19 protein-coding genes are annotated in these 23,141 nt (G+C 69.0%); 5 read left to right on the top strand and 14 right to left on the bottom strand.

Features of this window, described 5'->3' with window-relative positions; all coding sequences use genetic code 11:
• Nucleotides 1-33: 33 nt before the first annotated feature.
• The 3 genes from WS57_RS31875 to WS57_RS31885 are packed head-to-tail and all read right to left on the bottom strand — an operon-like array spanning nt 34 to nt 6,059.
• The gene (locus tag WS57_RS31875; protein ID WP_069245302.1) at nt 34-1,557 is read right to left on the bottom strand and encodes an efflux transporter outer membrane subunit; all 1,524 of its coding nucleotides are present in this window, start codon (nt 1,555-1,557) and stop codon (nt 34-36) included.
• Nucleotides 1,557-4,757 carry an efflux RND transporter permease BpeB gene (gene bpeB, locus WS57_RS31880; protein ID WP_059513433.1) on the bottom strand — a complete coding sequence of 1,067 codons (3,201 nt, stop codon included), beginning with the start codon at nt 4,755-4,757 and terminating at the stop codon, nt 1,557-1,559. Before bpeB ends, WS57_RS31875 begins: the two co-directional genes overlap by 1 nt.
• A 15-nt stretch (nt 4,758-4,772) precedes the next feature.
• A complete protein-coding gene (locus tag WS57_RS31885; protein ID WP_060254730.1) occupies nt 4,773-6,059 on the bottom strand; it encodes an efflux RND transporter periplasmic adaptor subunit in 1,287 nt (428 codons plus the stop codon).
• A 395-nt stretch (nt 6,060-6,454) separates the two neighbouring features.
• On the opposite strand from WS57_RS31885, the gene WS57_RS31890 reads away from it, so the two are divergent.
• Together WS57_RS31890 and WS57_RS31895 are read left to right on the top strand one after the other, a co-directional pair.
• Nucleotides 6,455-7,096, top strand: coding sequence for a TetR family transcriptional regulator (locus WS57_RS31890; RefSeq protein WP_059478898.1), 642 nt, complete (start codon nt 6,455-6,457; stop codon nt 7,094-7,096).
• Nucleotides 7,097-7,254: 158 nt separating this feature from the next.
• Nucleotides 7,255-8,265: a helix-turn-helix domain-containing protein gene (locus tag WS57_RS31895; protein WP_196482399.1), complete on the top strand. Its 1,011-nt coding sequence runs from the start codon at nt 7,255-7,257 to the stop codon at nt 8,263-8,265.
• 48 nt (nt 8,266-8,313) lie between these two features.
• Here the strand turns inward: WS57_RS31895 and WS57_RS31900 are convergent, their stop codons facing one another.
• The 6 genes from WS57_RS31900 to WS57_RS31925 all read right to left on the bottom strand — a co-directional run bounded on the left by WS57_RS31900 (nt 8,314) and on the right by WS57_RS31925 (nt 13,687).
• Nucleotides 8,314-9,021, bottom strand: coding sequence for a CoxG family protein (locus WS57_RS31900; RefSeq protein ID WP_059513431.1), 708 nt, complete (start codon nt 9,019-9,021; stop codon nt 8,314-8,316).
• A 19-nt stretch (nt 9,022-9,040) separates the two neighbouring features.
• The gene (locus WS57_RS31905; protein ID WP_009688207.1) at nt 9,041-9,400 is read right to left on the bottom strand and encodes a DUF427 domain-containing protein; all 360 of its coding nucleotides are present in this window, start codon (nt 9,398-9,400) and stop codon (nt 9,041-9,043) included.
• A gap of 134 nt (nt 9,401-9,534) precedes the next feature.
• A complete protein-coding gene (locus tag WS57_RS31910; RefSeq protein WP_009687940.1) occupies nt 9,535-9,972 on the bottom strand; it encodes a carboxypeptidase regulatory-like domain-containing protein in 438 nt (145 codons plus the stop codon).
• 107 nt (nt 9,973-10,079) lie between these two features.
• Nucleotides 10,080-11,564, bottom strand: coding sequence for a DegQ family serine endoprotease (locus WS57_RS31915; RefSeq protein ID WP_059603235.1), 1,485 nt, complete (start codon nt 11,562-11,564; stop codon nt 10,080-10,082).
• A gap of 110 nt (nt 11,565-11,674) precedes the next feature.
• Nucleotides 11,675-13,021 carry an ATP-binding protein gene (locus tag WS57_RS31920; RefSeq protein WP_040128078.1) on the bottom strand — a complete coding sequence of 449 codons (1,347 nt, stop codon included), beginning with the start codon at nt 13,019-13,021 and terminating at the stop codon, nt 11,675-11,677.
• Between the two features lie 3 nt (nt 13,022-13,024).
• Nucleotides 13,025-13,687: a response regulator gene (locus tag WS57_RS31925; RefSeq protein ID WP_009691805.1), complete on the bottom strand. Its 663-nt coding sequence runs from the start codon at nt 13,685-13,687 to the stop codon at nt 13,025-13,027.
• A gap of 197 nt (nt 13,688-13,884) precedes the next feature.
• Here WS57_RS31925 and dacB point away from each other — a divergent pair, with 197 nt between their 5' ends.
• From dacB to WS57_RS31940, 3 genes are all read left to right on the top strand, one after another.
• Nucleotides 13,885-15,426 (top strand): D-alanyl-D-alanine carboxypeptidase/D-alanyl-D-alanine-endopeptidase, encoded by a 1,542-nt coding sequence (dacB, locus tag WS57_RS31930; RefSeq protein WP_059513427.1) that lies wholly within the window; start codon nt 13,885-13,887, stop codon nt 15,424-15,426.
• 333 nt (nt 15,427-15,759) lie between these two features.
• The gene (locus tag WS57_RS31935; RefSeq protein ID WP_059603240.1) at nt 15,760-16,674 is read left to right on the top strand and encodes a sterol desaturase family protein; all 915 of its coding nucleotides are present in this window, start codon (nt 15,760-15,762) and stop codon (nt 16,672-16,674) included.
• Between the two features lie 93 nt (nt 16,675-16,767).
• Complete coding sequence (locus WS57_RS31940; protein WP_059603244.1) at nt 16,768-17,904, top strand: SGNH/GDSL hydrolase family protein; 1,137 nt, start codon at nt 16,768-16,770, stop codon at nt 17,902-17,904.
• Nucleotides 17,905-18,012: 108 nt separating this feature from the next.
• On the opposite strand, the gene WS57_RS31945 is transcribed toward WS57_RS31940, so the two are convergent.
• From WS57_RS31945 to fba, 5 genes are all read right to left on the bottom strand, one after another.
• Entirely contained in the window at nt 18,013-19,041 is a 1,029-nt protein-coding gene (locus WS57_RS31945) for an L-threonylcarbamoyladenylate synthase (RefSeq protein WP_040128082.1), read from the bottom strand.
• Nucleotides 19,042-19,055: 14 nt separating this feature from the next.
• A complete protein-coding gene (locus tag WS57_RS31950; RefSeq protein WP_009687790.1) occupies nt 19,056-20,252 on the bottom strand; it encodes a 5-(carboxyamino)imidazole ribonucleotide synthase in 1,197 nt (398 codons plus the stop codon).
• Nucleotides 20,253-20,342: 90 nt separating this feature from the next.
• Complete coding sequence (gene purE / locus WS57_RS31955; protein ID WP_009687789.1) at nt 20,343-20,864, bottom strand: 5-(carboxyamino)imidazole ribonucleotide mutase; 522 nt, start codon at nt 20,862-20,864, stop codon at nt 20,343-20,345.
• Nucleotides 20,865-20,879: 15 nt separating this feature from the next.
• Nucleotides 20,880-21,770, bottom strand: a complete 891-nt coding sequence (locus WS57_RS31960; RefSeq protein ID WP_040128084.1) for a phosphoribosylaminoimidazolesuccinocarboxamide synthase — start codon at nt 21,768-21,770, stop codon at nt 20,880-20,882.
• Between the two features lie 186 nt (nt 21,771-21,956).
• A complete protein-coding gene (gene fba, locus WS57_RS31965) occupies nt 21,957-23,021 on the bottom strand; it encodes a class II fructose-bisphosphate aldolase (RefSeq protein WP_009687786.1) in 1,065 nt (354 codons plus the stop codon).
• Nucleotides 23,022-23,141: the final 120 nt, after the last annotated feature.

The raw sequence follows: 23,141 nt of genomic DNA on the forward strand, positions 1-23,141 counted from the left end.
GGAAAGCTTGCCCGCTCCCGCCGTTCGTCGTGCTCAGCCGTTCGTCGTTGCTGCCGACGCAGGCGCCGGTGCGGCCGCCTTGTCGTAGTCCGCCGTGTCGTCCGGCGCGCGCGGCGTTTCGCCGGCCCGCTCGATCCAGCCGCCGCCGAGCGCGCGGTACAGGTCGACGAGGTTCGTCCAGCGCGCCAGCCGCGCGTTGATCAGCGACTGCTGCGCGGTGTACAGGTCCGTCTGCGCGGTCAGCACCGACAGGTAGCTGTCGACGCCGTTCTTGTAGCGCAGGTCCGACAAGTCGAAGCGACGCTGCTGCGCGTGCTCGTTGCGCTCGAGCGCGGCGATCTGCTGGTCGTACGTGCCGCGTGCGGCCAGCCCGTCCGCCACTTCGCGGAATGCCGTCTGGATCGCCTTCTCGTAGTTGGCGATCTCGATGCGCTTCTGCACGTTCGCGAGGTTCAGGTTCGCGATGTTCTGGCCACCCTCGAAGATCGGCATCGTGATCTGCGGCGCGAACGACCACACCGCCGTGCCGGCCTTGAACAGGCCGCCGAGCGTCGGGCTGCCGGTACCGAACGCGCCCGTCAGCGAGATGCGCGGGAAGAACGCCGCGCGCGCCGCGCCGATGTTCGCGTTCGCGGCCAGCAGCGTCTGCTCGGCCTGCATCACGTCCGGGCGACGCGTCAGCAGGTCCGACGGCAGGCCCGCCGGCACATCGGTCAGCAGGTTCTGCGCATCGAGCGGCATGCCCGGCGGCAGATCGTCCGGCAGCGGCTCGCCGATCAGCAGCACCAGCGCGTTGACGGCCTGCGCGCGCGCACGCGCCTGCGCCTGCTGGTTCGCGAGCGCCTGCTCGACGATCGTCTGCGCCTGACGCAGGTCGAGCTCGGAGCCCGTGCCGTTGTCGAACTGCAGCTTGGTCAGGTCGTACGACGCCTGCGCGGTCTTCAGCGTGTTCTCGGTGACCTTCAGCAGGTCCTCGGTCGACAGCAGCGTCAGGTACTGGTCGGCCACCTGCGACACCAGCGAGATTTCGGTGGCCTGGCGCGCATAGGAGGTCGACAGGTATTGCGCGAGCGCCTGATCCTTCAGGCTCTGCACGCGGCCGAACAGGTCGAGTTCCCACGACGCCGACAAGCCGACGTTGTAGGCGCGCGAGATGTACGGCGCACCGGTCTGCGACAGGCCCTGCGGCACGCGCTGGATACTGCCCGTGCCCGTGCCGTCGAGCGTCGGGAACAGGCCCGCGCGCGTGATCTGGTACTGCGCGCGCGCCGCCTCGATGTTCAGCACCGACACGCGCAGGTCGCGGTTGTTCTTCAGCGCGATCTCGATCAGCCGCTGCAGGCGCGGATCGACGAAGAATTCGCGCCAGCCGATCGCCGTCGCCTCCTGCCCGTTCGCGCTGCGCGCGCCGGCGGCGCCCGGCTGCGTCGCATAGACGCCGCCGGACGGGAACGCCTGCGACACGGGCGCGTCGGGCCGCTTGTAGTGCGGCGCCATCGTGCAGCCCGTGGCGAAGAGCGCGACTGCGATCGCAGTCAAAGCGTGTTTTTGCATCATCACTGCCCCTTGTTGCCTTCGTCGCCGTTGCCCGGCTTCTCTTCGTGGTGCGAGTGCTCCTGAGCCAGGCGCAGCGCCTCGTCGGCGTCTTCCTTCTCGCCGCTGAAGACCGCGCGGATCTTCACGAAGAACATCGGGATCATGAAGATCGCGAGGAACGTCGCGGTGATCATCCCGCCGATCACGCCCGTGCCGATCGCGTGCTGGCTCGCCGAACCCGCACCGTTGCTGATCGCAAGCGGCATCACGCCGAGAATGAACGCGAGCGACGTCATCAGGATCGGACGCAGCCGCAGGCGCGCCGCTTCCAGCGCGGCCTCGATCGGCCCCATCTTCTCCGTCATCTGCAGTTCGCGCGCGAACTCGACGATCAGAATCGCGTTCTTCGCCGACAAGCCCACGGTGGTCAGCAGGCCGACCTGGAAGAACACGTCGTTCTCGAGGCCGCGCATCGTCGCCGCGAGCAGTGCGCCGATCACGCCGAGCGGCACCACCATGATCACCGAGAACGGGATCGACCAGCTTTCATACAGCGCCGCCAGACACAGGAACACGACGAGGATCGAGATCGCGTACAGGATCGGCGCCTGCGAACCGGACTGGATTTCCTGGAACGACAGGCCCGTCCACGAATAGCCGATACCGACCGGCAGCTTCTTCGCGAGCGCTTCCATCGCGGCCATCGCCTGACCGGTCGACTTGCCCGGTGCGGCCTGGCCCTGGATTTCCATCGCCGAGATACCGTTGTAACGCTCGAGCTTCGGCGAACCGTACGTCCAGTGACCGGTCGCGAACGCGCTGAACGGCACCATCCCGCCCGACCCGTTGCGCACGTACCAGACGTTCATGTCCTCCGGCGTCATCCGGAACGGCGCGTCGGCCTGCACGTACACCTTCTTGATCCGGCCGTCGATGTCGAGGAAGTTGTTCACGTACTTCGACGCCCACGCGATCGAGAACGTCTGGTCGATCGCATCCGCCGTCACGCCGAGCGCATTCGCCTTCTCGCGGTCGATGTCGACCTTGTACTGCGGCGTGTCGTTCAGGCCGTTCGGGCGCACGCCCTGCAGCGTCGGATCCTTCGCGGCCATCCCGAGCAGCTGGTTGCGCGCCGCCATCAGCGCGTCGTGGCCGAGGCCCGCGTTGTCCGTCAGCTCGAAGTCGAAGCCCGCGGCCGTGCCGAGTTCGGGAATCGACGGCGGGTTGAACGGGATCACGATCGCGTCCTTGTAGCCCGCATAGCGTCCGAACATCCGGCCGATCAGCGCCTGGACCTTCTGGTTCGCGTGCTGACGCTGCGCGTAATCCTTCAGGCGCACGAACACGAGACCCGAGTTCTGGCCGCGGCCCGCGAAGCTGAAGCCGTTGACCGTGAACGCGGATTCGACGATGTCCTTCTCGTCCTTCAGCAGGTAGTCGGAAATGTTCGCGAGCGTCTTCGCGGTCGTTTCCTGCGTCGAGCCCGACGGCGTCTGCACGATCACGAACATCAGGCCCTGGTCCTCATCGGGCAGGAACGACTTCGGCAGGCGCACGAACAGCAGCCCGACCGCGACGATCACGACCAGATAGATGATCAGCCAGCGGCCCGAGCGCTTGATCACGTGGTGCACGCCGACGTGGTACTTGTCGCGGCTCCGGTTGAACGTGCGGTTGAACCAGCCGAAGAAGCCCTTCTTCTCTTCGTGATGCCCCTGCGGGATCGGCTTGAGGATCGTCGCGCACAGCGCCGGCGTCAGAATCAACGCGACGAGCACCGACAGCACCATCGCCGACACGATCGTCAGCGAGAACTGACGATAGATCGCGCCGACCGAACCGCCGGAGAACGCGACCGGCACGAACACCGCCGACAGCACCAGCGCCACGCCGACGAGTGCGCCGGTGATCTGGCCCATCGCCTTCCTGGTCGCCTCCTTCGGTGACAGGCCCTCTTCCGCCATCACGCGCTCGACGTTCTCCACCACCACGATCGCATCGTCCACCAGCAGACCGATCGCGAGCACGAGGCCGAACATCGACAGCGTGTTGATCGAGAAGCCCACCAGCGACATGATCGCGAACGTGCCGAGCAGCACGACCGGCACCGCGATCGTCGGGATGATCGTCGCCCGCAGGTTCTGCAGGAACAGATACATCACGAGGAACACCAGCACGATACCTTCGAGCAGCGTCTTGACCACTTCCTCGATCGACAGCTTCACGAACGGCGTCGTGTCGTACGGGTACTTCACGACGAGACCGTGCGGGAAGTACGGCGTCAGCTCGTCGATCTTCGCGCGCACGGCCTTCGCGGTCGCCAGCGCGTTCGCGTTGGTCGCGAGCTGGATACCGAGCGCCGCGGTCGGCTGACCGTTGTACTTCGTGTCGAAGTTGTAGTTTTCGCCGCCGAGGCCGATCTGCGCGACGTCCTTCAGGCGCACCTGCGAACCGTCCTGGTTGACCTTCAGCAGGATGTTGCCGAACTGCTCGGGCGTCTGCAGCAGCGTCGATTCGGTGATCGTCGCCTGCAGCACGGTGCCCGGCTTGGCCGGCGTGCCGCCGATCTGGCCGCCCGCGATCTGCACGTTCTGTGCGGTGATCGCGGTCGTCACGTCGACCGGCGTGAGGCCGTAGTTCGTCAGGCGGGTCGGGTCGAGCCAGATCCGCATCGCGTACTGCGAGCCGAACAGCGTGACGGTACCGACGCCGTTCAGGCGGCTGATCGGGTCCTTCACGTGCGACGCCACGTAGTTCGCGAGGTCGTACTTGTTCATGCTGCCGTCTTCGGAGTTGAAGGCGAGCACCAGCAGGAAGCTGCTGCTCGACTTCGTCACCGACAGGCCCAGCTGCTGCACGACCTGCGGCAGGATCGGCGTGGCGAGCGACAGCTTGTTCTGCACCTGCACCTGCGCGATGTCGGCATTGGTGCCCGGCGCGAACGTGAGCGTGATCGTCGCGTTGCCCGAGTCGTCACTCGTCGACGACATGTACAGGAAGTTGTCGAGGCCGCTCATCTGCTGCTCGATCACCTGCGTCACCGTGTCTTCCACCGTCTTCGCGGAAGCGCCCGGGTAGTTCGCGGTGATCTGGATCGATGGCGGCGCGATCGTCGGATACTGCGCGATCGGCAGCGTGAAGATCGCCGCAACCCCGGCCAGCATCAGGATGATGGCGATCACCCACGCGAAGATCGGGCGATCGATAAAAAACTTTGCCATGAAACAGGCCCCCTGTTATTGCGCGCTCGACGCAGCGGCAGCGCTCGCCGGAGCGGCGCCCGATGCAGCTGCGCCCGATGCAGCTGCGCCCGACGCGGCGGCGCCGGAGCCGGCGGCGGCCGGCGCGGCGGTGGCAGCTGCACCGGAGGCGGCGCCCGCGGCCGGCGCGAGCTGCGCCTGCACCGACTTCACGGTCGCACCCGGACGCACCTTGTCGACGCCCTGCACGATCACGCGGTCGCCCGCCTCCAGGCCGCCTTCGACGATCCAGTTCGGCCCCTGCATGCCCGAGGTCTTCAGCGTGCGCGTCTCGACCTTGTTGCTCGCGTTGACGACCAGCGCGACCGGCTGGCCCTTCTGGTCGTGCGTGACGCCGATCTGCGGCACCAGGAACGCGCCTTCGTTCACGCCTTCCTCGATCCGTGCGCGCACGAACATGCCCGGCAGCAGCACGCGGCCCGGGTTCGGGAACACCGCGCGGATCGTCACCGAGCCCGTCGTCTGGTCGACCGTCACGTCCGAGAACTGCAGCTTGCCCTGCTCCGAGTACGTCTTGCCGTCCTCGAGGATCAGCGACACCTTCGCCGCGCCCGGGCCGCTCGTCTTCAGCTTGCCGCTCTGCACGTCCTGGCGCAGCTTCAGCCCGTCGAGGCTCGACTGCGTCAGGTCGACGTAGACCGGATCGAGCTGCTGCACGGTCGACATCAGCGTCGCCTGGCTGGCCTGCACGTAGGCGCCCGGCGTGACCTGCGAAATGCCGACGCGGCCGGTGATCGGCGACACGACGTCGGTGTAGCCGAGGTTGATCTGCGCGGTGTCGACCGACGCCTTGCCGGCTGCGACGTCCGCCGCGGCCTGCCCTTGCGCGGCCACCGCGTTGTCGTAGTCCTGCTTGCTGACCGCGTTCGCGGCCACCAGCACCTTGTAGCGCGCGACCAGCGCGTTCTGCGTGGCCAGGTTCGCCTGCGCCTTCGCGAGCGTCGCCTTCGCGCTGTTCAGCGCGGCGACGTACGGCGCCGGATCGATCTTGTAGAGGCGCTGGCCGGCCTTGACGTCGCTGCCCTCGGTGAATTCGCGGCGCAGCACGATGCCGTCGACCCGCGCGCGCACCTGCGCGACGAGGAAGGCACTGGTGCGGCCCGGCAGTTCGGTGAACACCGGTACGGCTTGCGGCTGGACGGTGACGACGCCGACTTCCGGCGTTTGCGGCGGCGGTGCCGATTCTTTTTTGCCGCACGCGGCCAGGAAAACGGCGGCCGTCGCGACAGTGATTAAGCGGTATGGAACCCGTTCGACGCGCATGGAGCGACCTCTTGTATAACCAATGGAATGAGTGCAGCGCCCGACCGGAGCGCAACACGGATGCGCCTCGCGGCGCAGATCGAACACCTGAATTACTGGACTGCTGGATACAGCAAGCGGCACGAAACCTCCGTGCCGACAAGTGCCGCGAACTTGCGAACTGCTACTTTGGCGGGAATCAGCAGAGTGGGATATTAACTGATTGCCACTTGGGTCATTCGATCGTAGGGTGGTATTGTATATACATTCACGAATGTATGTAAAAAGACCGTCCGCGCACTGCCAGGCGCCAAGTCTTACGAATTATTACCAGTCGCAAGCATAGCCCGTTAGCGTGCGCGCGGCGAGGGTTCGTGACCCTGTTTATCACCTACCGATTCCATTCAGGCCTGCACATGGTCAGACGCACCAAGGAGGAGGCACTCGAGACGCGCAACCGCATTCTCGACGCAGCCGAACACGTGTTCTTCGAGAAGGGCGTGTCCCACACGTCGCTTGCGGACATCGCGCAGCATGCCGGCGTCACGCGCGGCGCGATCTACTGGCATTTCGCGAACAAGAGCGACCTGTTCGACGCGATGTTCGACCGCGTGCTGCTGCCGCTCGACGAGCTGAAGACGATGCCGATCGACGCGCCGGGCGGCAATCCGCTCGACAAGGTCCGCAAGATCCTGATCTGGTGCCTGCTCGGCGTGCAGCGCGACTCGCAGCTGCGGCGCGTGTTCAGCATCCTGTTCATGAAATGCGAGTACGTCGCCGACATGGAGCCGCTGCTGCTGCGCAATCGCGCGGGCATGAGCGAGGCGCTGCACGCGATCGACGCCGATCTCGCCGCGGCCGTGCGGCTCAGGCTGCTGCCCGACCGGCTCGACACCTGGCGCGCGACGCTGATGCTGCACGCGCTGATCAGCGGCTTCGTGCGCGACATGCTGATGCTGCCCGACGAAATCGACGCGGAGCGGCACGCGGAAAAGCTGGTCGACAGCTGCTTCGACATGCTGCGCCTCAGCCCCGCCATGCTGAAGGAAGGCGACTGAGCGTCCGGTCGCCGCCCGCGCTCCGCCGCGCGCGGCGCGCCGGGCGATTTGCCGCCCGGCCGACGAGCCGGCCCGCGCCGGGGCGGTCCGCCCTCGCCAGCCATGGCCCGGTCTCCATTCTTCGCTAGAATCGGGCCATTCCGTTCCCGGAGCCCGCCATGGCCGCCGTTTCGCCGGTGTCACCCGTTTCGCCGCCCGCCCCGACCGTCGTCGCCGTGATCGCGTACGACGGCATCAGCCCGTTCCACCTGTCGGTTCCGTCGGTCGTGTTCGGCAAGGAGCGCGATGCGGCCGGGACGCCCGCCTTCGAGTTCCGCGTGTGCTCGGCCGAACGCGGCCCGCTCGCGACGACGGGCGGCTTCACGATCGTCGCGCCGTACACGCTCGACGGGCTGCTCGACGCGGACATCGTGATCGTGCCGAGCTGGCGCGACGAGGCCGAAACGCCGCCCGACGTGCTGCTCGACGCCGTGCGCGCGGCCGCCGCACGCGGCGCGCAACTGGTCGGCCTGTGCCTCGGCGCGTACGTGCTGGCCGCGGCCGGGCTGCTCGACGGCCGCCCGGCCACGACGCACTGGGCATGGGCCGACGATTTCGCGCAGCGCTTTCCGCGCGTGAAGCTCGATCCCGACGTGCTGTACGTCGACGACGGCAACCTGATGACGTCGGCCGGCACGGCCGCGGGGCTCGACTGCTGCCTGCACGTCGTGCGGCGCCGCTTCGGCTCGGAGGCCGCGAACCGGATCGCGCGCCGCCTCGTGATCCCGCCGCACCGCCAGGGCGGGCAGGCGCAATACGTGCCGCAGCCGGTCGCCGCGCACCCGCGCGACACCCGGCTCGCGGGCCTGCTCGACTGGGTGCGCGCGCATCTCGACGCCGCGCACAGCGTCGATTCGCTCGCCGCGCGCGTGCTGATGAGCCGGCGCACGTTCACGCGCCACTTCCGCCAGGCGACCGGCACGACCGTCACCGCATGGCTGCAGGCCGAACGGCTCGCGCGTGCGCAGCATCTGCTGGAAACCACCGGACAGTCGATCGACGCGATCGCGCAGGCGGCCGGCTACGGATCGAGCGTGTCGCTGCGCCAGCATTTCGCCGGCGCGCTCGGCACGTCGCCATCCGCCTATCGAAGGGAGTTTCGCGGCGCCGGCCCCGACGCGCCACGGTAAAGGCCGCCGCACCGGCAGCCCGGCGAGATGCAGCCGGCGGCCGTTTGCTCAGCCGCCGTTGAACCAGCGCGCCGCGTAGAGCAGCAGCGCGACGAACACGATCATCGCCGCCCACGCCCAGACCGGCACCGTACCCGGTTCGCGATGATGCAGCGCACTGGCCGCACGGCCGCCCAGCGCGCCGCCGAGGTGCGGCGACGGCGAACGCCTGGTCGCGGCCGTCAGCGCCGCGGGCCGCAGAAACACATGCTGGCGTCGTGGCGCGGCCGAGCGCGCGCGATTCGGCGCGAGACCATGCTTCGCCTGCACGACCGCGCAGAATTCGCGGAAGAAATCGTCGGTCCACTCGCGCAGCGCGTTCTCGATCTGCCGGGCCGGCAGCTCGGCGAGCGGACCGCTGGCGGTGGCCCACACCACGTAGTCGATGCGCGTCGCGTCCGCGTCGCCGTCCGGCCGCAGCACCAGTTCGACCTGGCCGCGCAGCACGCCGAGGCCGTCGGCGCGCGCCTTGAAATTCAGCACGCGGCGCGGCTGCCCCTCCGCATCGCCCTGCTCGCCCGCGACATGCACGCGCACGTCGTAGCGCGCGCGCAGCGGGCCGAGCGGCACCGTGATCGTCAACGCGAATTCGCCGTCCGCGAGCTTCGCGAACGACTCGCAATGGTCGAAGCTCGCCCGCAGCAGCGCGAGGTCGTCGAACGCGTCCCGCACGACGGCCGGCGCCAGCGAGACGCTCAACGTGTCGTTCAGCTCCATGATGCCTCCCCGATCCGCGTCAGGACGTCTCGACGAGACTGTCGACCCGCGCGGCATCGAAAGCGACGTAGCGCGCGAGCGCCAGCGCGGCCGCCTCCGGTTCCTCGTAACTCCATGCGGCGTTCTCGATCACGCCGTCTTCCGTCTGCAAGTCGAAATGGACAGCGGTGCCCTTCAGCGGGCAGGCCGTCGTCATGCTCGACTTCACGAGCCTGCGCATGTTGACGTCGCCGCGCGGCAGATAGTGGACGTCCGGCAGCCCCGCTTCGCGCACGGTCAGGGCGCCCTGCGAATCGGCGTACGTGATGCCGCGATGGATCACGCGCACGCGATGGCGGTTCGGCACGATCTCGAGGCGGGCGTCGGTTGCGTCGGACATCGTTTCTCCTTCGGGCGGCCCGGCACGCGAGCCGGGCGCAGGAAACGAAAAAGCCACGGCGCGAACGCCGTGGCTTTCATTATGGGCGAAACTTCGTCCGATTGCGCGGCCCGGCCGGGGCCGCGCACGGCAGGCTACTGCGCGCTCCACTGGAATGCGGCTTTCGCGCCGCCCTTTGCGCCGACCGTGACGGCGCGCGATTCGTCGTTGCCCTGATACGACGCATGCACCGTATACCGTCCCGGCGGCAGCTTCACGAGCATGTACGGCCCGCGCGCATCGGTTTTCAGCAGTTCGGCGCCCTTGCCGTCGACGATCCGCACGTGGACGTCGGACAGGAACTCGCCGCCCTTGCCGGTGAAGCGCAGCGCCAGCGGCCAGCTCGCCTCGTTGCGCTGGAACGCCGTCGATTCGTCCAGCCCGACGCCGCCCGACACGAAGCTGACATCGCCCTGCTGGCGCGCGGCGGGCAAGCCGTCCGACTGCGCGTACGCGCCGGTCGCGCCGGCTGCGAGACCGGCGGCCAACGCCGCGGCGACGGCAAATCGGGACACGTTGCGTAGATATTGCATGGCTCTCTCCTTGGGGTCGGAACACATACGGGACGCGCTGCAGCGCATGTCCGAACGACGGCAGCGCCCGCCGCGGACCGCCCGGGGCGGGCCGCGGCGTCGGCCGGTCAGCTCAGGTCGACCGGCACGAAGATCTGGGCATTATCACGCTGGATCAACAGAGCAAGACTGTTGCCTGCGCCCTTGACCGCGTCGCGCAGCTGCTCGGGGCTCGTGACCGGGCGGCCGTTGACCGCGAGGATCACGTCGCCCGGCTGGATGCCGGCGCTCGCGGCCGGGCCGCCGGCCTGCTGCACCATCAGCCCGTGCGACAGGTTGGTCGCGCTGCGCTCCTGCGGCGTGAGCGGCCGCACCGCGACGCCGAGGCGGCCCTGTTCGACCGGCCCGCCGTCGTTCGACGCGAGCTTCGCGTCGGTCATCGCGCCGAGCGTCACGCTGATCGACTTCTTCGACTTGTCGCGCCAGACCTGCAGGTCGGCCTTCGAACCCGGCTTCAGGTTCGCGATCTGCGACGGCAACGTCGTCGAATCGGCGACCGGCGCGCCATTGACCGCCAGGATCACGTCACCCGGCTGCAGGCCGGCCTTCGCGGCCGGGCCGTCCGGATCGACCGAGCTGACCAGCGCGCCGTCCGGCTTCGACAGCCCGAACGAACTCGCGAGCGTCTGGTTCAGCCCCTGCACCGCGACGCCGAGGCGGCCGCGGCTCACGTGGCCGGTCTTCACGAGCTCGTCCTTGACCTTGATCGCCTCGTTGATCGGGATCGCGAACGACAGGCCCTGGAAGCCGCCCGTCTGCGAGTAGATCATCGAGTTGATGCCGATCACCTCGCCCTGCAGGTTGAACAGCGGGCCGCCCGAGTTGCCGGGGTTGACCGGCACGTCGGTCTGGATGAACGGCGTGTAGTTCTCGTCGGGCAGCGCGCGCGACTTCGCGCTGATGATGCCCGAGGTGACCGTGTTGTCGAAGCCGTACGGCGAACCGATCGCGACGACCCACTGGCCGACCTTGCTCTGGCCCGGGTCGCCGATCTTCACGGTCGGCAGGCCGCTCGCGTCGATCTTCAGCACCGCGACGTCGGACTGCTTGTCCGAGCCGACCACCTTCGCCTTGTATTCGCGCTTGTCGGTCAGCTTGACCGTGACGACGTTCGCGCCGTCGATCACGTGCGCATTGGTGAGGATGTACCCGTCCGAGCTGACGATGAAGCCCGAGCCGAGGCTCGCGCTCGGCTGGTCGTCCGGCTGCGCGTCGCCGCCCATGCCCGGCACCTGGCCGTAGAAGTGCTTGAAGAACTGGTAGAACGGGTCGCTCGGGTCCATCGGCAGCTGCGGCTGCGGCACGCGCCGCGACACCTGCTTCACCACGTGCTTCGCGCTGATGTTCACGACTGCCGGGCCGTAGGTTTCGACCAGCCCGGAGAAATCGGGAATGCCGGTCTTTGCGGCCGCTTCGGCCGGCATCAGCGCGGCAGCCTGCGCCGGCGTGATGATCTGCGGATCGGCGCGGCGGGTGCCGGCCACATAGCCGGCGGACAGGGCGGCCGCCACGGCGACCGCGACGGCGCCGCGCGCAAGGAATCGGGTGTTCATCGTAGGACCTCCTCTTTTGTTAGCTCAAAGCGTAACGACGCTGACTTAAAGGAGGCTTAATCAGCCTTAAGCGGCGCTTAAGCGGCCGCGCAGGGCCGCCCGGCGGTTTTTCATACCGATTCGGACGGCTGCGGCGCCTCGGCCGGCATCTCGGCATCGCGGAACACGACGCTCACCAGCAGGCCGCCGGCGGCCGCATCGCCGAGCGACACCGTCGCGCCCTGCTGCGCGGCGACGCGCTTGACGATCGCGAGCCCGAGCCCGCTGCCCGACACGTCGGTGCGCGCCCGCGCCGAGCTGTCGCGATAGAAGCGGTCGAACACGCGCTCGCGCTCGTCGGCCGGAATGCCGGGCCCGCTGTCGCCGATCTGCACGCATGCGCGGCCGGCCGCGTCGCGCGTCAGCGATACGTCGATGCGGCCGCCGTCCGGCGTGTACTTCACCGCGTTGTCGAGCAGGTTGCCGAACATCACGCGCAGCGCGCCGATATCCGCGACGACGCTCGCCGCGCGCGTTTCCTCGAAGCCGAGGTCGATGTGGCGCCGCTGCGCGAGCGGCGCATGCGCGGCCACGCACTCGGCCAGCAGCGCCTGCAGGTCGACCGGCTCGCGCATCGCGCCCGCGTCGGGTTCGGCGCGCGCGAGCGCGAGCAGCTGCTCGGCGAGGCGCGTCGCGCGCGTGACGCCGTCCTGCAGGTCCGCGACCGCCTCGCGACGCGACGCATCGTCCTTTGCGCGCGCAACGAGCTGCGCCTGGATCTGCACGGCCGCGAGCGGCGTGCGCAGTTCGTGCGCGGCGTCGGCGACGAACGCCTTCTGCGTGTCGAGCGCGGCCGCCAGCCGGGCCAGCAGCCCGTTCAGCGCGCGCACCAGCGGCTGCACCTCGAGCGGCAGCCGCGCATCGGGCAGCGGGTCGAGCGCCTCGGGCCGGCGCGCCTCGACCGCGCGCGTCACGCGGCCGAGCGGCGCGAGTCCGCGGCCGACGATCATCCAGACGGCCGCGCCGAGGAACGGCAGCAGCACGATCAGCGGCCACAGCGTGCGCAGCGCGACGTTCGCCGCGAGCCGGTTGCGCACCGACAGCGGTTGCGCGAGCTGCACGACGTTGTCGCCGACGATCGCGCCGTACACGCGCCACTCGCCGCGATCGGTGCGCTCGGTCGAGAAGCCGAGCTCCGCACGCGGCGCAATCGGCGCGCGCGGATGCGAGAAGTACATCAGCACGCCGTTGCGGTTCCAGATCTGGATCACGATGCCTTCGTCGCCGTTGGTGCGCGAGCCGAACACCTGCGAGAACGGCTCGGACGGCAGCGCCGCGGCGATTTCCTGCAGCTGGTAGTCGAACAGCTCGTTCGCCTCGGCGAGCGCCTGACGGTAAATCAGCCAGCCCGCGAGGCCCACGCCCGCGACGACGATCGCAAGCAGCCAGATCAGCAGTTGATGACGAATCGACCTCACGCGTCAGCTTTCCTTGACCACCATGTAGCCGAGCCCGCGCACGTTGCGGATCAGGTCGGAGCCGAGCTTCTTGCGCAGCGCGTGGATGTAGACCTCGACCGTGTTGCTGCCGATTTCCTCGCCCCAGCCGTACATCTTCTCCTCGAGCTGGCTCTTCGACAGCACCGCACCGGGCCGCGCGAGCAGCGCCTCGAGCAGCGCGAACTCGCGCGCGGACAGCGCGACCGGCGCGCCGTCGAGCGTCACCTGGTGCGACGCGGGATCGAGCGTCAGCGCCCCGTGGCGGATCAGCGACTCGCTGCGCCCGGCCTGGCGCCGGATCAGCGCGCGCATCCGCGCGCCGAGCTCGTCGAGGTCGAACGGCTTGACGAGATAGTCGTCGGCGCCCGCGTCGAGGCCCTTCACGCGATCGGCGATCGCGTCGCGCGCGGTGACGATCAGCACCGGCAGCGACAGCCCGCGCGCGCGCAGCGTGCGCAGCACGTCGATGCCGTCGCGCTTGGGCAGGCCGAGATCGAGCAGCAACAGGTCGTAGGTTTCGCCGCCGAGCGCCGTGAGCGCCGCGTCGCCGTCCTGCACCCAGTCGACCGCGAAGCCGTCCGAGCGCAGCGCCTTGCGCACGCCCTCGGCGATCATCCGGTCGTCTTCGACTAGCAGAATCCGCATCGGAATCGAAGTCCATGGGACGAGTGAAACATGCCGACCATTGTAGCGCCGCGAATCGCGTGCGCGACACGCGAAGATGCGTGCATGCAATGCAACGGAAAGGCGGATTGCAAGGGACTTGTCCGCACTTGTCTCTACAATGTGCGCTCCGGCGCCGACGCGCGTCGCCCGAGCCCCTGCTTTTCCCGTATTCGTCCATGCCGATTTTCGCCCGCTCCGCCCTCCCCGCCCGACTGGCTCCCCGCGCCCGCGTCTGCCTGCGCGCGGCCGCCGTCCTCGCCACCTGCACGGCCCTCGCATTCGCGCCCGCCGCGCAGGCCCGCAAGAAAGTCCACAAGGAAGCGCGCCGCGCGCCGGTCGTGTCATCGGCCGCGCGTGCGGCGGGCCTGCCGGCATCCGTGCTGGTCGCGCTGCAGCGCGCGAAGGTGCCGGCATCGGCGATGAGTGTCGTGGTCGAGCGCGTCGGCGACCCGACGCCGCTGATCGCGTGGAACGCGAACCGGCCGATGCTGCCCGCATCGACGATGAAGCTCGTCACGACCTTCTCGGGCCTGTCGATCCTCGGCCCCGACTTCCGCTGGCGCACGACCGCGTATGCGGACGGCCCGGTCGACCCCGACGGTACGCTGCAAGGCAACCTGTACATCAAGGGCACCGGCGACCCGAAGCTCGTACCCGAGGAGCTGATCGACCTCGTCGACAAGCTGCGCAAGGCGGGCGTCAAGCGCGTGGCGGGCGGCCTCGTGCTCGACAAGAGCTATTTCGCGGCATCGACGCGCGACCTGCCGTCGTTCGACGACGACGCGAGCGCGCCGTACAACGTCGGCCCCGATCCGCTGCTGTACGCGTTCAAGGCCGTGTCGTTCACCGTGACGCCGGGCGACGACGGCAAGGTGGCCGTCGACGTGCTGCCGCCGCTCGCGAACCTGTCGATCGACAATCAGCTGTACGAAGGCAACGGCTCGTGCGGCGCGGCCGCCGCGGCGGCGCGACCGACGCTGACGGCCGGCGACGGGATGATGACCGCGTCGTTCGCGGGCGACTATCCGGTGCGCTGCGGTGCGCACACGACCAACCTCGCGATCCTCGATCACACGACCTTCTTCGCGCGCGGCTTCCTCGCGCTGTGGCAGCAGGACGGCGGCACGATCGCCGGGCCCGTCAGCGAAGGCAAGGTGCCGGCCAGCGCGCGGCCGCTCGCCGTGCACCACAGCCCCGTGCTCGGCAGCATCGTGTACGACATCAACAAGTTCAGCAACAACGTGATGGCGCGCAACCTGTTCCTGACGATCGGCGCGGTCGCCGGCAAGCCGCCCGCGACGCCCGAGCAGTCGAGCCGCGCGATCCGCGCATTCCTGCAGAAGAGCGGCATCGCGATGCCCGACCTCGTGCTCGAGAACGGCTCGGGCCTGTCGCGCGAAGAGCACGTGAGCGCGGAATCGCTCGCCGCGCTGCTGCAGGCCGCGAACGCGAGCCCGGTCGCGCAGGCGTTCGTCGACTCGCTGCCGATCGCCGGCATCGACGGCACGATGAAGAACCGGCTGACCAACGCGGGCGTGCTCGGCAACGCGCACATCAAGACCGGCACGCTGCGCGACGTGCGCGCGATCGCGGGCTACGTCGCGGGCGCCGACGGGCAGAGCTACATCGTCGTCAGCTTCATCAACGACGATCACGCGGAAGCCGCGCGCGCCGCGCACGACACGCTGCTCGAATGGATCTACGCGGGCGCGCACTGACGCGCGGCGATGGGGCAGCGCCGGCGCGGCATCGCGCGGCGCAAGCCGCCCGCCGCCGTGTCGCCGACACGCGCGAATGCGCCTGCGCGGTTTGAAACGGCCGTCGCCCGGGCTCGCAGCACGCGGTGCGCCAGCCGCCCTCCAGAAAACAGGGCCGCACCGCCCGGCCCCGCGCCGCGCGGCTTCCGTAGAAACCCTGTCCTCAGAGGGAACCCTCTACGCTGCCCTCTCGCCTAGCGCGCGTCGATTGCGTAGGCTGTTGGCCTGACCGATATCTACAACGGGCTGTACGCCCGGCCTCATGGCTTGCAGGGGAAAGGAGGAGACACGCCCATGCGATTCGACGTCGAATTGCTTCTGCTCGCGCTGGCGCCCGTCTTCCTGCTCTGCATCGGCTGGGAGGCCTGGCACCTCGCCCGCACGCGTCCGCAGGACCACGTCTATGCGTGGCGCGACACGCTGTGCAATGCGGCGCTCGCGCTGATGCACCAGGGCGCCGACAAGCTCGCGTGGCTGTTCGTGATCCCCGTCTATGCGTACTGCTACGAACACTACCGGCTGTTCAAGTGGCGGGACGGCTGGCTGTCGTTCGCAGTGCTGTTCGTCGGCCAGGACTTCCTCTACTACGTGTTCCATCGCGCGAGCCATCGCGTGCGCTGGCTGTGGGCCGCGCACGTCGTGCACCACTCGTCCGAGCGGATGAATTTCTCGACCGCGTTCCGCCAGAGCCTGATGTACCCCGTCGCGGGGATGTGGGCGTTCTGGCTGCCGCTCGCGTTCATCGGTTTTCCGCCGCAGCAGATCGTCGGCGTCGTGCTGATCAACCTCGCGTTCCAGTTCTTCGTGCATACGCAGGCGATCGGCCGGCTCGGCTGGCTCGAATACGTGCTCAACACGCCGTCGATCCATCGTGCGCACCACGCGCGCAACCCGCGCTACATCGACCGCAACTACGCGGGCGTGCTCGTGATCTGGGACCGCCTGTTCGGCAGCTACGTCGACGAGTCCGCCGACGATCCGCCGCAGTACGGGATCGTCGAGCGGCTCGACTCGAACAACCCGCTCGTCGCGACCTTCCACGAGTGGCGGTCGATGGCGGCCGACGCGTGGCGCGTCGACGGATGGCGCAACAAGCTGCGCGCGATTTTCGGCCCACCCGAATGGGCCAGCGCTTATCATGCGCAGATCGCCGGGGCCGGTAACCACGACCCGTGCACCGCGCCGCTTGCGGCCGTGCGCGACCAATAAACCGTTTCAGCCAACGGCCGCCGCGCAGCCCGGCCCCGAGCAGGCACGCGGCAGATGCGAAACATCAGGCCATATCTACGAGGAGATCGATCGATGCAGACACAACAACACCAGGCGCCCCGCACCCGGCAGCGCCTGCTGCGCACCGCGCAAGTCGCCATCGCCGGCGCGGCGCTCGCGCTGCTCGCCGCCTGCGGCGGCGGCGACGACAACAACAGCAGCGCGTCGAACACGCCGCCGTCCGGCGTGAAAATGCAGATCGTGTCGTTCGGCGACAGCCTGTCCGACGTCGGCACCTACTCGCAGATCAAGCTCGGCTTCGGCGGCGGCCGCTTCACGACCAACCCGGGCCAGGTATGGACGCAGGACGTCGCGCAGTACTACGGCGATACGCTGCAGCCGGCCAACCAGGGCGGCTTCGGCATCCCGCTGCAGGCGACCGGCGGCCTCGGCTACGCACAGGGCGGCTCGCGCGTGACGCTGCAGCCGGGCATCGGCCATGCGGATGCGAGCGTGCCGAACGCCGACTACGCGCAGGCGACCACCACGCCGATCGCCGACCAGGTCAAGCAATACCTGTCGCAGCACGGCAGCTTCAACGCCGGCCAGATCGTGCTGATCAACGGCGGCGCCAACGACATCTTCTACCAGGCGCAAGTCGCGCAGGCGCAGGGCAACACGCCGGCGGCCCAGCTCGCGGCCGCGCAGGCGATCGGCCTGGCCGCCCAGCAGCTCGCGGGGCTCGTCCAGCAGATCGTCGCGGCGGGCGCGGCGCACGTGTTCGTGTCGAACGTGCCGGACATCGGCGGCACGCCGCTCGCGCTGCAGGGCGGCACGCAGGCCGCGTTCACGCAACTGTCGGGGCTGTTCAACCAGACGCTCGCCGGCACGCTGGCCGCGCTGAAGGTCGACACGACCAAGTACGTGCTGCTCGACACGTTCACGTGGCAGGACGGCATCGCGGCCAACTACAAGGCGAACGGCTTCAGCGTGTCGAACACCGATACCGCGTGCAACCTGAAGGCGATGGTCGCGGCCGCGACCCAGTACGGCGTCGCGAATGCGAGCGCCTTCGGCTCGTCGCTGTTCTGCTCGCCGCAGACCTACACGACCGCGAACGCGGACCAGACCTACATGTTCGCCGACACCGTGCACCCGACCACGCACCTGCACGCGCTGTTCGCGCAGTTCGTCGAGTCGAAGATCGCGGCGTCGGGCGTCGGCAAGTAAGCCCTCGGCCGTACGCACCAATGAAAACGCCCGACCGGTCAGGTCGGGCGTTTTTCGTTTCGGGGCGAGCCGACGCGGCAACCAGACCGCCGCCTCGGCATCATGCGTTCATTCGGTCGCTTCGAACGCCGCGGCCGCACGACCGAGCCGGTCGTTGACCGCGATCCATTCGACGGTCTCGGGCAGTTTCTCGACGAGGATGCGCGCGACCTGCGCGCGATCGAGCGTGCGCAGCATGCCGTACAGGTCGCGCGCGTAAGCCTGCGGATCTTCGGGCGCCGCGACGAAATGCACGCCGTCGGCCTGCGCCCAGCGGCCGGCGCGCGATGCACGCGCGACCAGCGCGACGCGTTCGCCATCGGCCTGCGCGACTGCGAGCAGCGATTCGAGCGCGTCGAACGGCAGCAGCGCGAGCGGCGTGCGCGGCGCGTAGTGCGCCTTCAGCGTGCCCGACGCGCGCGGCGCGGTCGCGTCGCTGCCGTCCGGCAGCCGCGGCGCGCGGCCGAGCACGTCGGCGATCTGCTGCGGCGTCACGTGACCGGGCCGCAGCAGCGCCGGAAAGCCGCGCGACAGATCGACGATCGTCGACTCGATACCGACTTCCGATGCGCCGCCGTCGAGCACGTGCACCGTGTCGCCGAATTCGTCGCGCACATGCTGCGCGGTGGTCGGGCTCACATGACCGAAGCGGTTCGCGGACGGCGCGGCGACGCCGCCATGGCCGCCGCGCCGCGCACTGAACGCGGCCAGCAGCGCCTGCGCGACCGGATGCGACGGGCAGCGCAGCCCAACCGAGTCCTGGCCGCCGCTCACCGCATCCGGAATGCGCGGATGGCGCTTCAGGATCAGCGTCAGCGGGCCCGGCCAGAACGCGTCGATCAGCTTCTGCGCGTCGGCCGGCAGGGCGTCGACCCAGTAGCCCGGATCGCCGCCGGGCGGCAGATGCACGATCACCGGATGGTTCGCGGGGCGCCCCTTCGCCGCGTAGATGCGCGCGACGGCCTCGGGATTCGCCGCGTCGCCGCCGAGCCCGTACACGGTTTCGGTCGGGAACGCGACGAGCTGCCCCGCGTCGAGCAGCGCGGCGGCCGCGTCGATCTGCGCGGGCGTCACGGCGTTCGGGAGATCGGTGGACATCGGCGGTCCCGCGCTCAGTCGAGCGGCACGCGCAGCAGCTGCGCGCACGCGGTGGCCGCGGCGACGGCTTCGTCGCGCGTCTCGGCCGTGAAGTTCACGTGGCCCATCTTGCGGCCGACCCGTGCCTCTTCCTTGCCGTACAGGTGCAGGTGTGCGGCCGGCATCGCGGCGACCGTGTCCCACGGCGGCGTGACGGCTTCGGCCGACGCACCGTCCGGGAACCAGACATCGCCGAGGATGTTCAGCATCGCGGCCGGCGAATGCTGGCGCGGGTTGCCGAGCGGCATGCGCGTCATCGCGCGCACCTGCTGCTCGAACTGGCTCGTCGCGCATGCATCGACCGTGTAGTGGCCGGAGTTGTGCGGGCGCGGCGCCATCTCGTTGGCGACGAACGAGCCGTCTTCGAGCACGAAGAATTCGACGCACAGCACGCCGACATAGCCGAGCGTATCGGCGATCCGCACGGCCGCCCGCTGCGCTTCCTCGACGCGCGCGGCGTCGGCGGCCGGCGCCGGCACGACCGTCAGCGCGAGAATGCCGTTGTGGTGCACGTTCTGCGCGAGCGGGAACGCGGCCGAACGGCCGTCCGCGCCGCGCGCGATCAGCGCCGACACTTCGTATTTCAGCGGCAGGCGCTTTTCGAGCACGCACGGCACGCCGCCGAGCGACGCGTGCGCGTCGCGCACTTCCTGCGCGGTCGCGACGCGCACCTGGCCCTTGCCGTCGTAGCCGAGGCGCGCCGTCTTCAGGATGCCGGGCAGCACCGCGTCGAGCGCGGCATCGTCGAGCGCGGCGAGCGCCGCCGCCGATTCGATCACGACGTGCGGCGCGACCGGCACGCCCGACGCCTCGATGAAGCGCTTCTCCGCGATCCGGTCCTGCGCGACCGCGACGCAGCGGCCGGCCGGCGCAACGAAGGTCGTGCGCGCCAGGAAATCGAGGCTCGCGGCCGGCACGTTCTCGAACTCGGTCGACACGGCGTCGCACAGTTCGGCCAGTTCGGTCAGCGCGGCTTCGTCGTCGTACGCGGCGCGCAGGTGGCGATCGGCGACCGCGCCGGCCGGGCTGGCCGGATCGGGATCGAGCACGGCGACGCGATAGCCCATCGACTGGGCGGCAAAGCAGAACATGCGGCCGAGCTGGCCGCCGCCGACCATGCCCAGCCACGCGCCGGGCAGGATCGGGGAAACGGAATCAGGAGTTGCGGTCATGTCAGTGGTCGATCGCGGCGGGGAGCGGGAAACCCCGCCGCAGTGGGGATCTGCGGCGCCGGCCGCGACGTGCGGCCGGACGCCGTCCCGTCATTCGAGCGGCGGCAGCACCATCGCGTGCGCGGCTTCGTTCTGGCGCACGCGGAACGCGGCGAGGCGGTTCGCGTAGTCGGCCGAAGTGCCGGACAGGATCGACACCGCGAACAACGCGGCATTCGCGGCGCCGGCCTCGCCGATCGCGAACGTCGCGACCGGCACGCCCTTCGGCATCTGCACGATCGAGTGCAGCGAATCGACGCCCTTCAGGTACTTGCTGGCCACCGGCACGCCGAGCACGGGCACGGTCGTCTTCGCGGCGAGCATGCCGGGCAGGTGCGCGGCGCCGCCGGCGCCCGCGATGATCGCGCGCAGCCCGCGCTCGCGCGCCTTCTCCGCATAGTCGAACATCTCGTCGGGCATCCGGTGCGCGGACACGACCTTCGCCTCGTACGGCACGCCGAATTCCTGCAGGATGGCGACCGCGTGCTTCATCACGTCCCAGTCGGAACTCGAACCCATCAGCACGCCGACCAGCGGCGCGCCGTGCGTGTGGGCAGTCTGGACTTCACTCATTTGCGTGTCCCCTGCTTACGCGAGCGGCTGGCCGGTGATGCGCTCGAGCGCTTCCTGGTACTTCGCGGCCGTCTTCTCGACGACGTCGGCCGGCAGCGCCGGCGCCGGCGCGGTCTTGCCCCACGGCTGCGCCTCGAGCCAGTCGCGCACGAACTGCTTGTCGAACGACGGCGGGTTCGTGCCGACCTGATACTGGTCGGCCGGCCAGAAGCGCGACGAATCGGCGGTCAGCACTTCGTCCATCAGGTACAGCTTGCCGTGGTTGTCGAGGCCGAATTCGAACTTCGTGTCGGCGATGATGATGCCGCGCGTCGCCGCGTAGTCGGCCGCTTCCTTGTAGAGCTTGATCGAGATGTCGCGGATCGTCGCGGCCAGCTCGGTGCCGATGCGGCGCTCGGTTTCCTCGAAGGTGATGTTCTCGTCGTGCTCGCCCATCTCGGCCTTCGCGGCCGGCGTGAAGATCGGCTCGGGCAGCTTCTGCGCGTTCTGCAGGCCTTCGGGCAGCTTCACGCCGCACACCGAGCCGCTCGCCTGGTATTCCTTCCAGCCGCTGCCGGCCAGGTAGCCGCGCACGACCGCTTCGATCATGATCGGCTCGAGGCGCTTGACGACCACGCCGCGGCCCTTGACCTGCTCGACCTCGTCGGCCGCGACGACCGCTTCCGGCGCGTCGCCCGTCAGGTGGTTCGGCACGATGTGCGCGAGCTTGTCGAACCAGAAGTTCGCCATCTGGTTCAGCACGCGGCCCTTGTTCGGAATCGGCTCGCCCATGATCACGTCGAATGCCGACAGGCGGTCGGTCGTGACGATCAGGAGCTTGTCGTTGCCGACCGCGTAATTGTCGCGGACCTTGCCGCGACCGAGGAGCGGCAGCGAGCGGAGCGTGGATTCGTAGAGGGTAGACATCGTCTTTTCGCAGATAAGAAGCCAAACAAAAAGGGAAACGCCGTTCCCCGCGGCAGGCGGGAACGGCGGCCTTGCGATACGTCGGCGAACCGGCCGGGCGGCGACGCCCGGCGGGTTGCCGGCCGGCCCTCGTTCTGGCCGGACGGCCCTGCCTGTGCCTTGCGGCGCGGCAATCGTACTACAGTCTCAGCGCACGACCTGCGCGAGCGCGCCGGACTTGTACTGCTCGGCGATCTTGTCGAGCGCAATCGGCTTGATCTTGGCGGCCTGGCCTTCGCAGCCGAACGCGAGGTAGCGGTCGACGCAGACCTTCTTCGCCGCTTCGCGCGCGGGCTTCAGGTAGTCGCGCGGATCGAACTTGCCCGGGTTCTCGAACATGTAGCGGCGGATCGCGCCGGTGATCGCCAGACGCAGGTCGGTGTCGATGTTGACCTTGCGCACGCCGTGCTTGATGCCTTCCTGGATTTCCTCGACCGGCACGCCGTAGGTTTCCTTCATGTCGCCGCCGAATTCGCGGATCTCGGCCAGCAGTTCCTGCGGCACCGACGACGAACCGTGCATCACGAGGTGCGTGTTCGGAATGCGTGCGTGGATTTCCTTGATGCGCTGGATCGACAGAATGTCGCCGGTCGGCTTCTTCGAGAACTTGTACGCGCCGTGCGACGTACCGATCGCGATCGCGAGCGCGTCGCACTGCGTGAGCTTCACGAAGTCGGCGGCCTGCTCCGGATCGGTCAGCAGCTGCTCGCGCGTCATCGTGCCTTCCGCGCCGTGGCCGTCTTCCTTGTCGCCCTTCATCGTCTCGAGCGAGCCGAGCACGCCGAGCTCGGCCTCGACCGTCACGCCGATCGAGTGCGCCATCTCGACGACCTTGCGCGACACGTCGACGTTGTATTCGTACGAAGCGACCGTCTTGCCGTCGGCTTCCAGCGAACCGTCCATCATCACGCTCGTGAAGCCGCTGCGGATCGCGGCCATGCAGACTGCCGGCGACTGGCCGTGATCCTGGTGCATCACGACCGGGATGTGCGGGTACGACTCGACCGCCGCTTCGATCAGGTGGCGCAGGAACGGCTCGCCCGCATACTTCCGCGCGCCGGCCGATGCCTGCATGATCACGGGCGCGCCGACCTGGTCCGCCGCCGCCATGATCGCCTGGACCTGCTCCAGGTTGTTCACGTTGAAGGCCGGCAGGCCGTAACCATTCTCTGCCGCGTGGTCCAGCAATTGACGCATTGATACGAGAGGCATTGTGGAACTCCTTGGAATGAAAACCGGTGCGCCCTGACGCCGGCGCGGCTCGACCCGGCGAATCCGGGCAGGCGGCGCGGCTGAGCGTCGAATAGCCGCATTTTATCGCGAAGCGCCCCG

It is taken from the genome of Burkholderia pseudomultivorans (assembly GCF_001718415.1).
GTDB lineage: Bacteria > Pseudomonadota > Gammaproteobacteria > Burkholderiales > Burkholderiaceae > Burkholderia > Burkholderia pseudomultivorans_A.

Excerpts from the sequence above, each read along its gene's own strand:
- fba (WP_009687786.1), bottom strand. The coding sequence starts at position 23,021 with ATGCCTCTCGTATCAATGCGTCAATTGCTGGACCACGCGGCAGAGAAT.
- purE (WP_009687789.1), bottom strand. The coding sequence starts at position 20,864 with ATGAGTGAAGTCCAGACTGCCCACACGCACGGCGCGCCGCTGGTCGGC.
- WS57_RS31935 (WP_059603240.1), top strand. The coding sequence starts at position 15,760 with ATGCGATTCGACGTCGAATTGCTTCTGCTCGCGCTGGCGCCCGTCTTC.
- WS57_RS31885 (WP_060254730.1), bottom strand. The coding sequence starts at position 6,059 with ATGCGCGTCGAACGGGTTCCATACCGCTTAATCACTGTCGCGACGGCC.
- WS57_RS31875 (WP_069245302.1), bottom strand. The coding sequence starts at position 1,557 with ATGATGCAAAAACACGCTTTGACTGCGATCGCAGTCGCGCTCTTCGCC.
- WS57_RS31940 (WP_059603244.1), top strand. The coding sequence starts at position 16,768 with ATGCAGACACAACAACACCAGGCGCCCCGCACCCGGCAGCGCCTGCTG.
- WS57_RS31910 (WP_009687940.1), bottom strand. The coding sequence starts at position 9,972 with ATGCAATATCTACGCAACGTGTCCCGATTTGCCGTCGCCGCGGCGTTG.
- WS57_RS31945 (WP_040128082.1), bottom strand. The coding sequence starts at position 19,041 with ATGTCCACCGATCTCCCGAACGCCGTGACGCCCGCGCAGATCGACGCG.
- bpeB (WP_059513433.1), bottom strand. The coding sequence starts at position 4,757 with ATGGCAAAGTTTTTTATCGATCGCCCGATCTTCGCGTGGGTGATCGCC.
- WS57_RS31900 (WP_059513431.1), bottom strand. The coding sequence starts at position 9,021 with ATGGAGCTGAACGACACGTTGAGCGTCTCGCTGGCGCCGGCCGTCGTG.
- WS57_RS31950 (WP_009687790.1), bottom strand. The coding sequence starts at position 20,252 with ATGACCGCAACTCCTGATTCCGTTTCCCCGATCCTGCCCGGCGCGTGG.
- WS57_RS31905 (WP_009688207.1), bottom strand. The coding sequence starts at position 9,400 with ATGTCCGACGCAACCGACGCCCGCCTCGAGATCGTGCCGAACCGCCAT.
- WS57_RS31890 (WP_059478898.1), top strand. The coding sequence starts at position 6,455 with ATGGTCAGACGCACCAAGGAGGAGGCACTCGAGACGCGCAACCGCATT.
- WS57_RS31895 (WP_196482399.1), top strand. The coding sequence starts at position 7,255 with ATGGCCGCCGTTTCGCCGGTGTCACCCGTTTCGCCGCCCGCCCCGACC.
- dacB (WP_059513427.1), top strand. The coding sequence starts at position 13,885 with ATGCCGATTTTCGCCCGCTCCGCCCTCCCCGCCCGACTGGCTCCCCGC.
- WS57_RS31960 (WP_040128084.1), bottom strand. The coding sequence starts at position 21,770 with ATGTCTACCCTCTACGAATCCACGCTCCGCTCGCTGCCGCTCCTCGGT.
- WS57_RS31925 (WP_009691805.1), bottom strand. The coding sequence starts at position 13,687 with ATGCGGATTCTGCTAGTCGAAGACGACCGGATGATCGCCGAGGGCGTG.
- WS57_RS31915 (WP_059603235.1), bottom strand. The coding sequence starts at position 11,564 with ATGAACACCCGATTCCTTGCGCGCGGCGCCGTCGCGGTCGCCGTGGCG.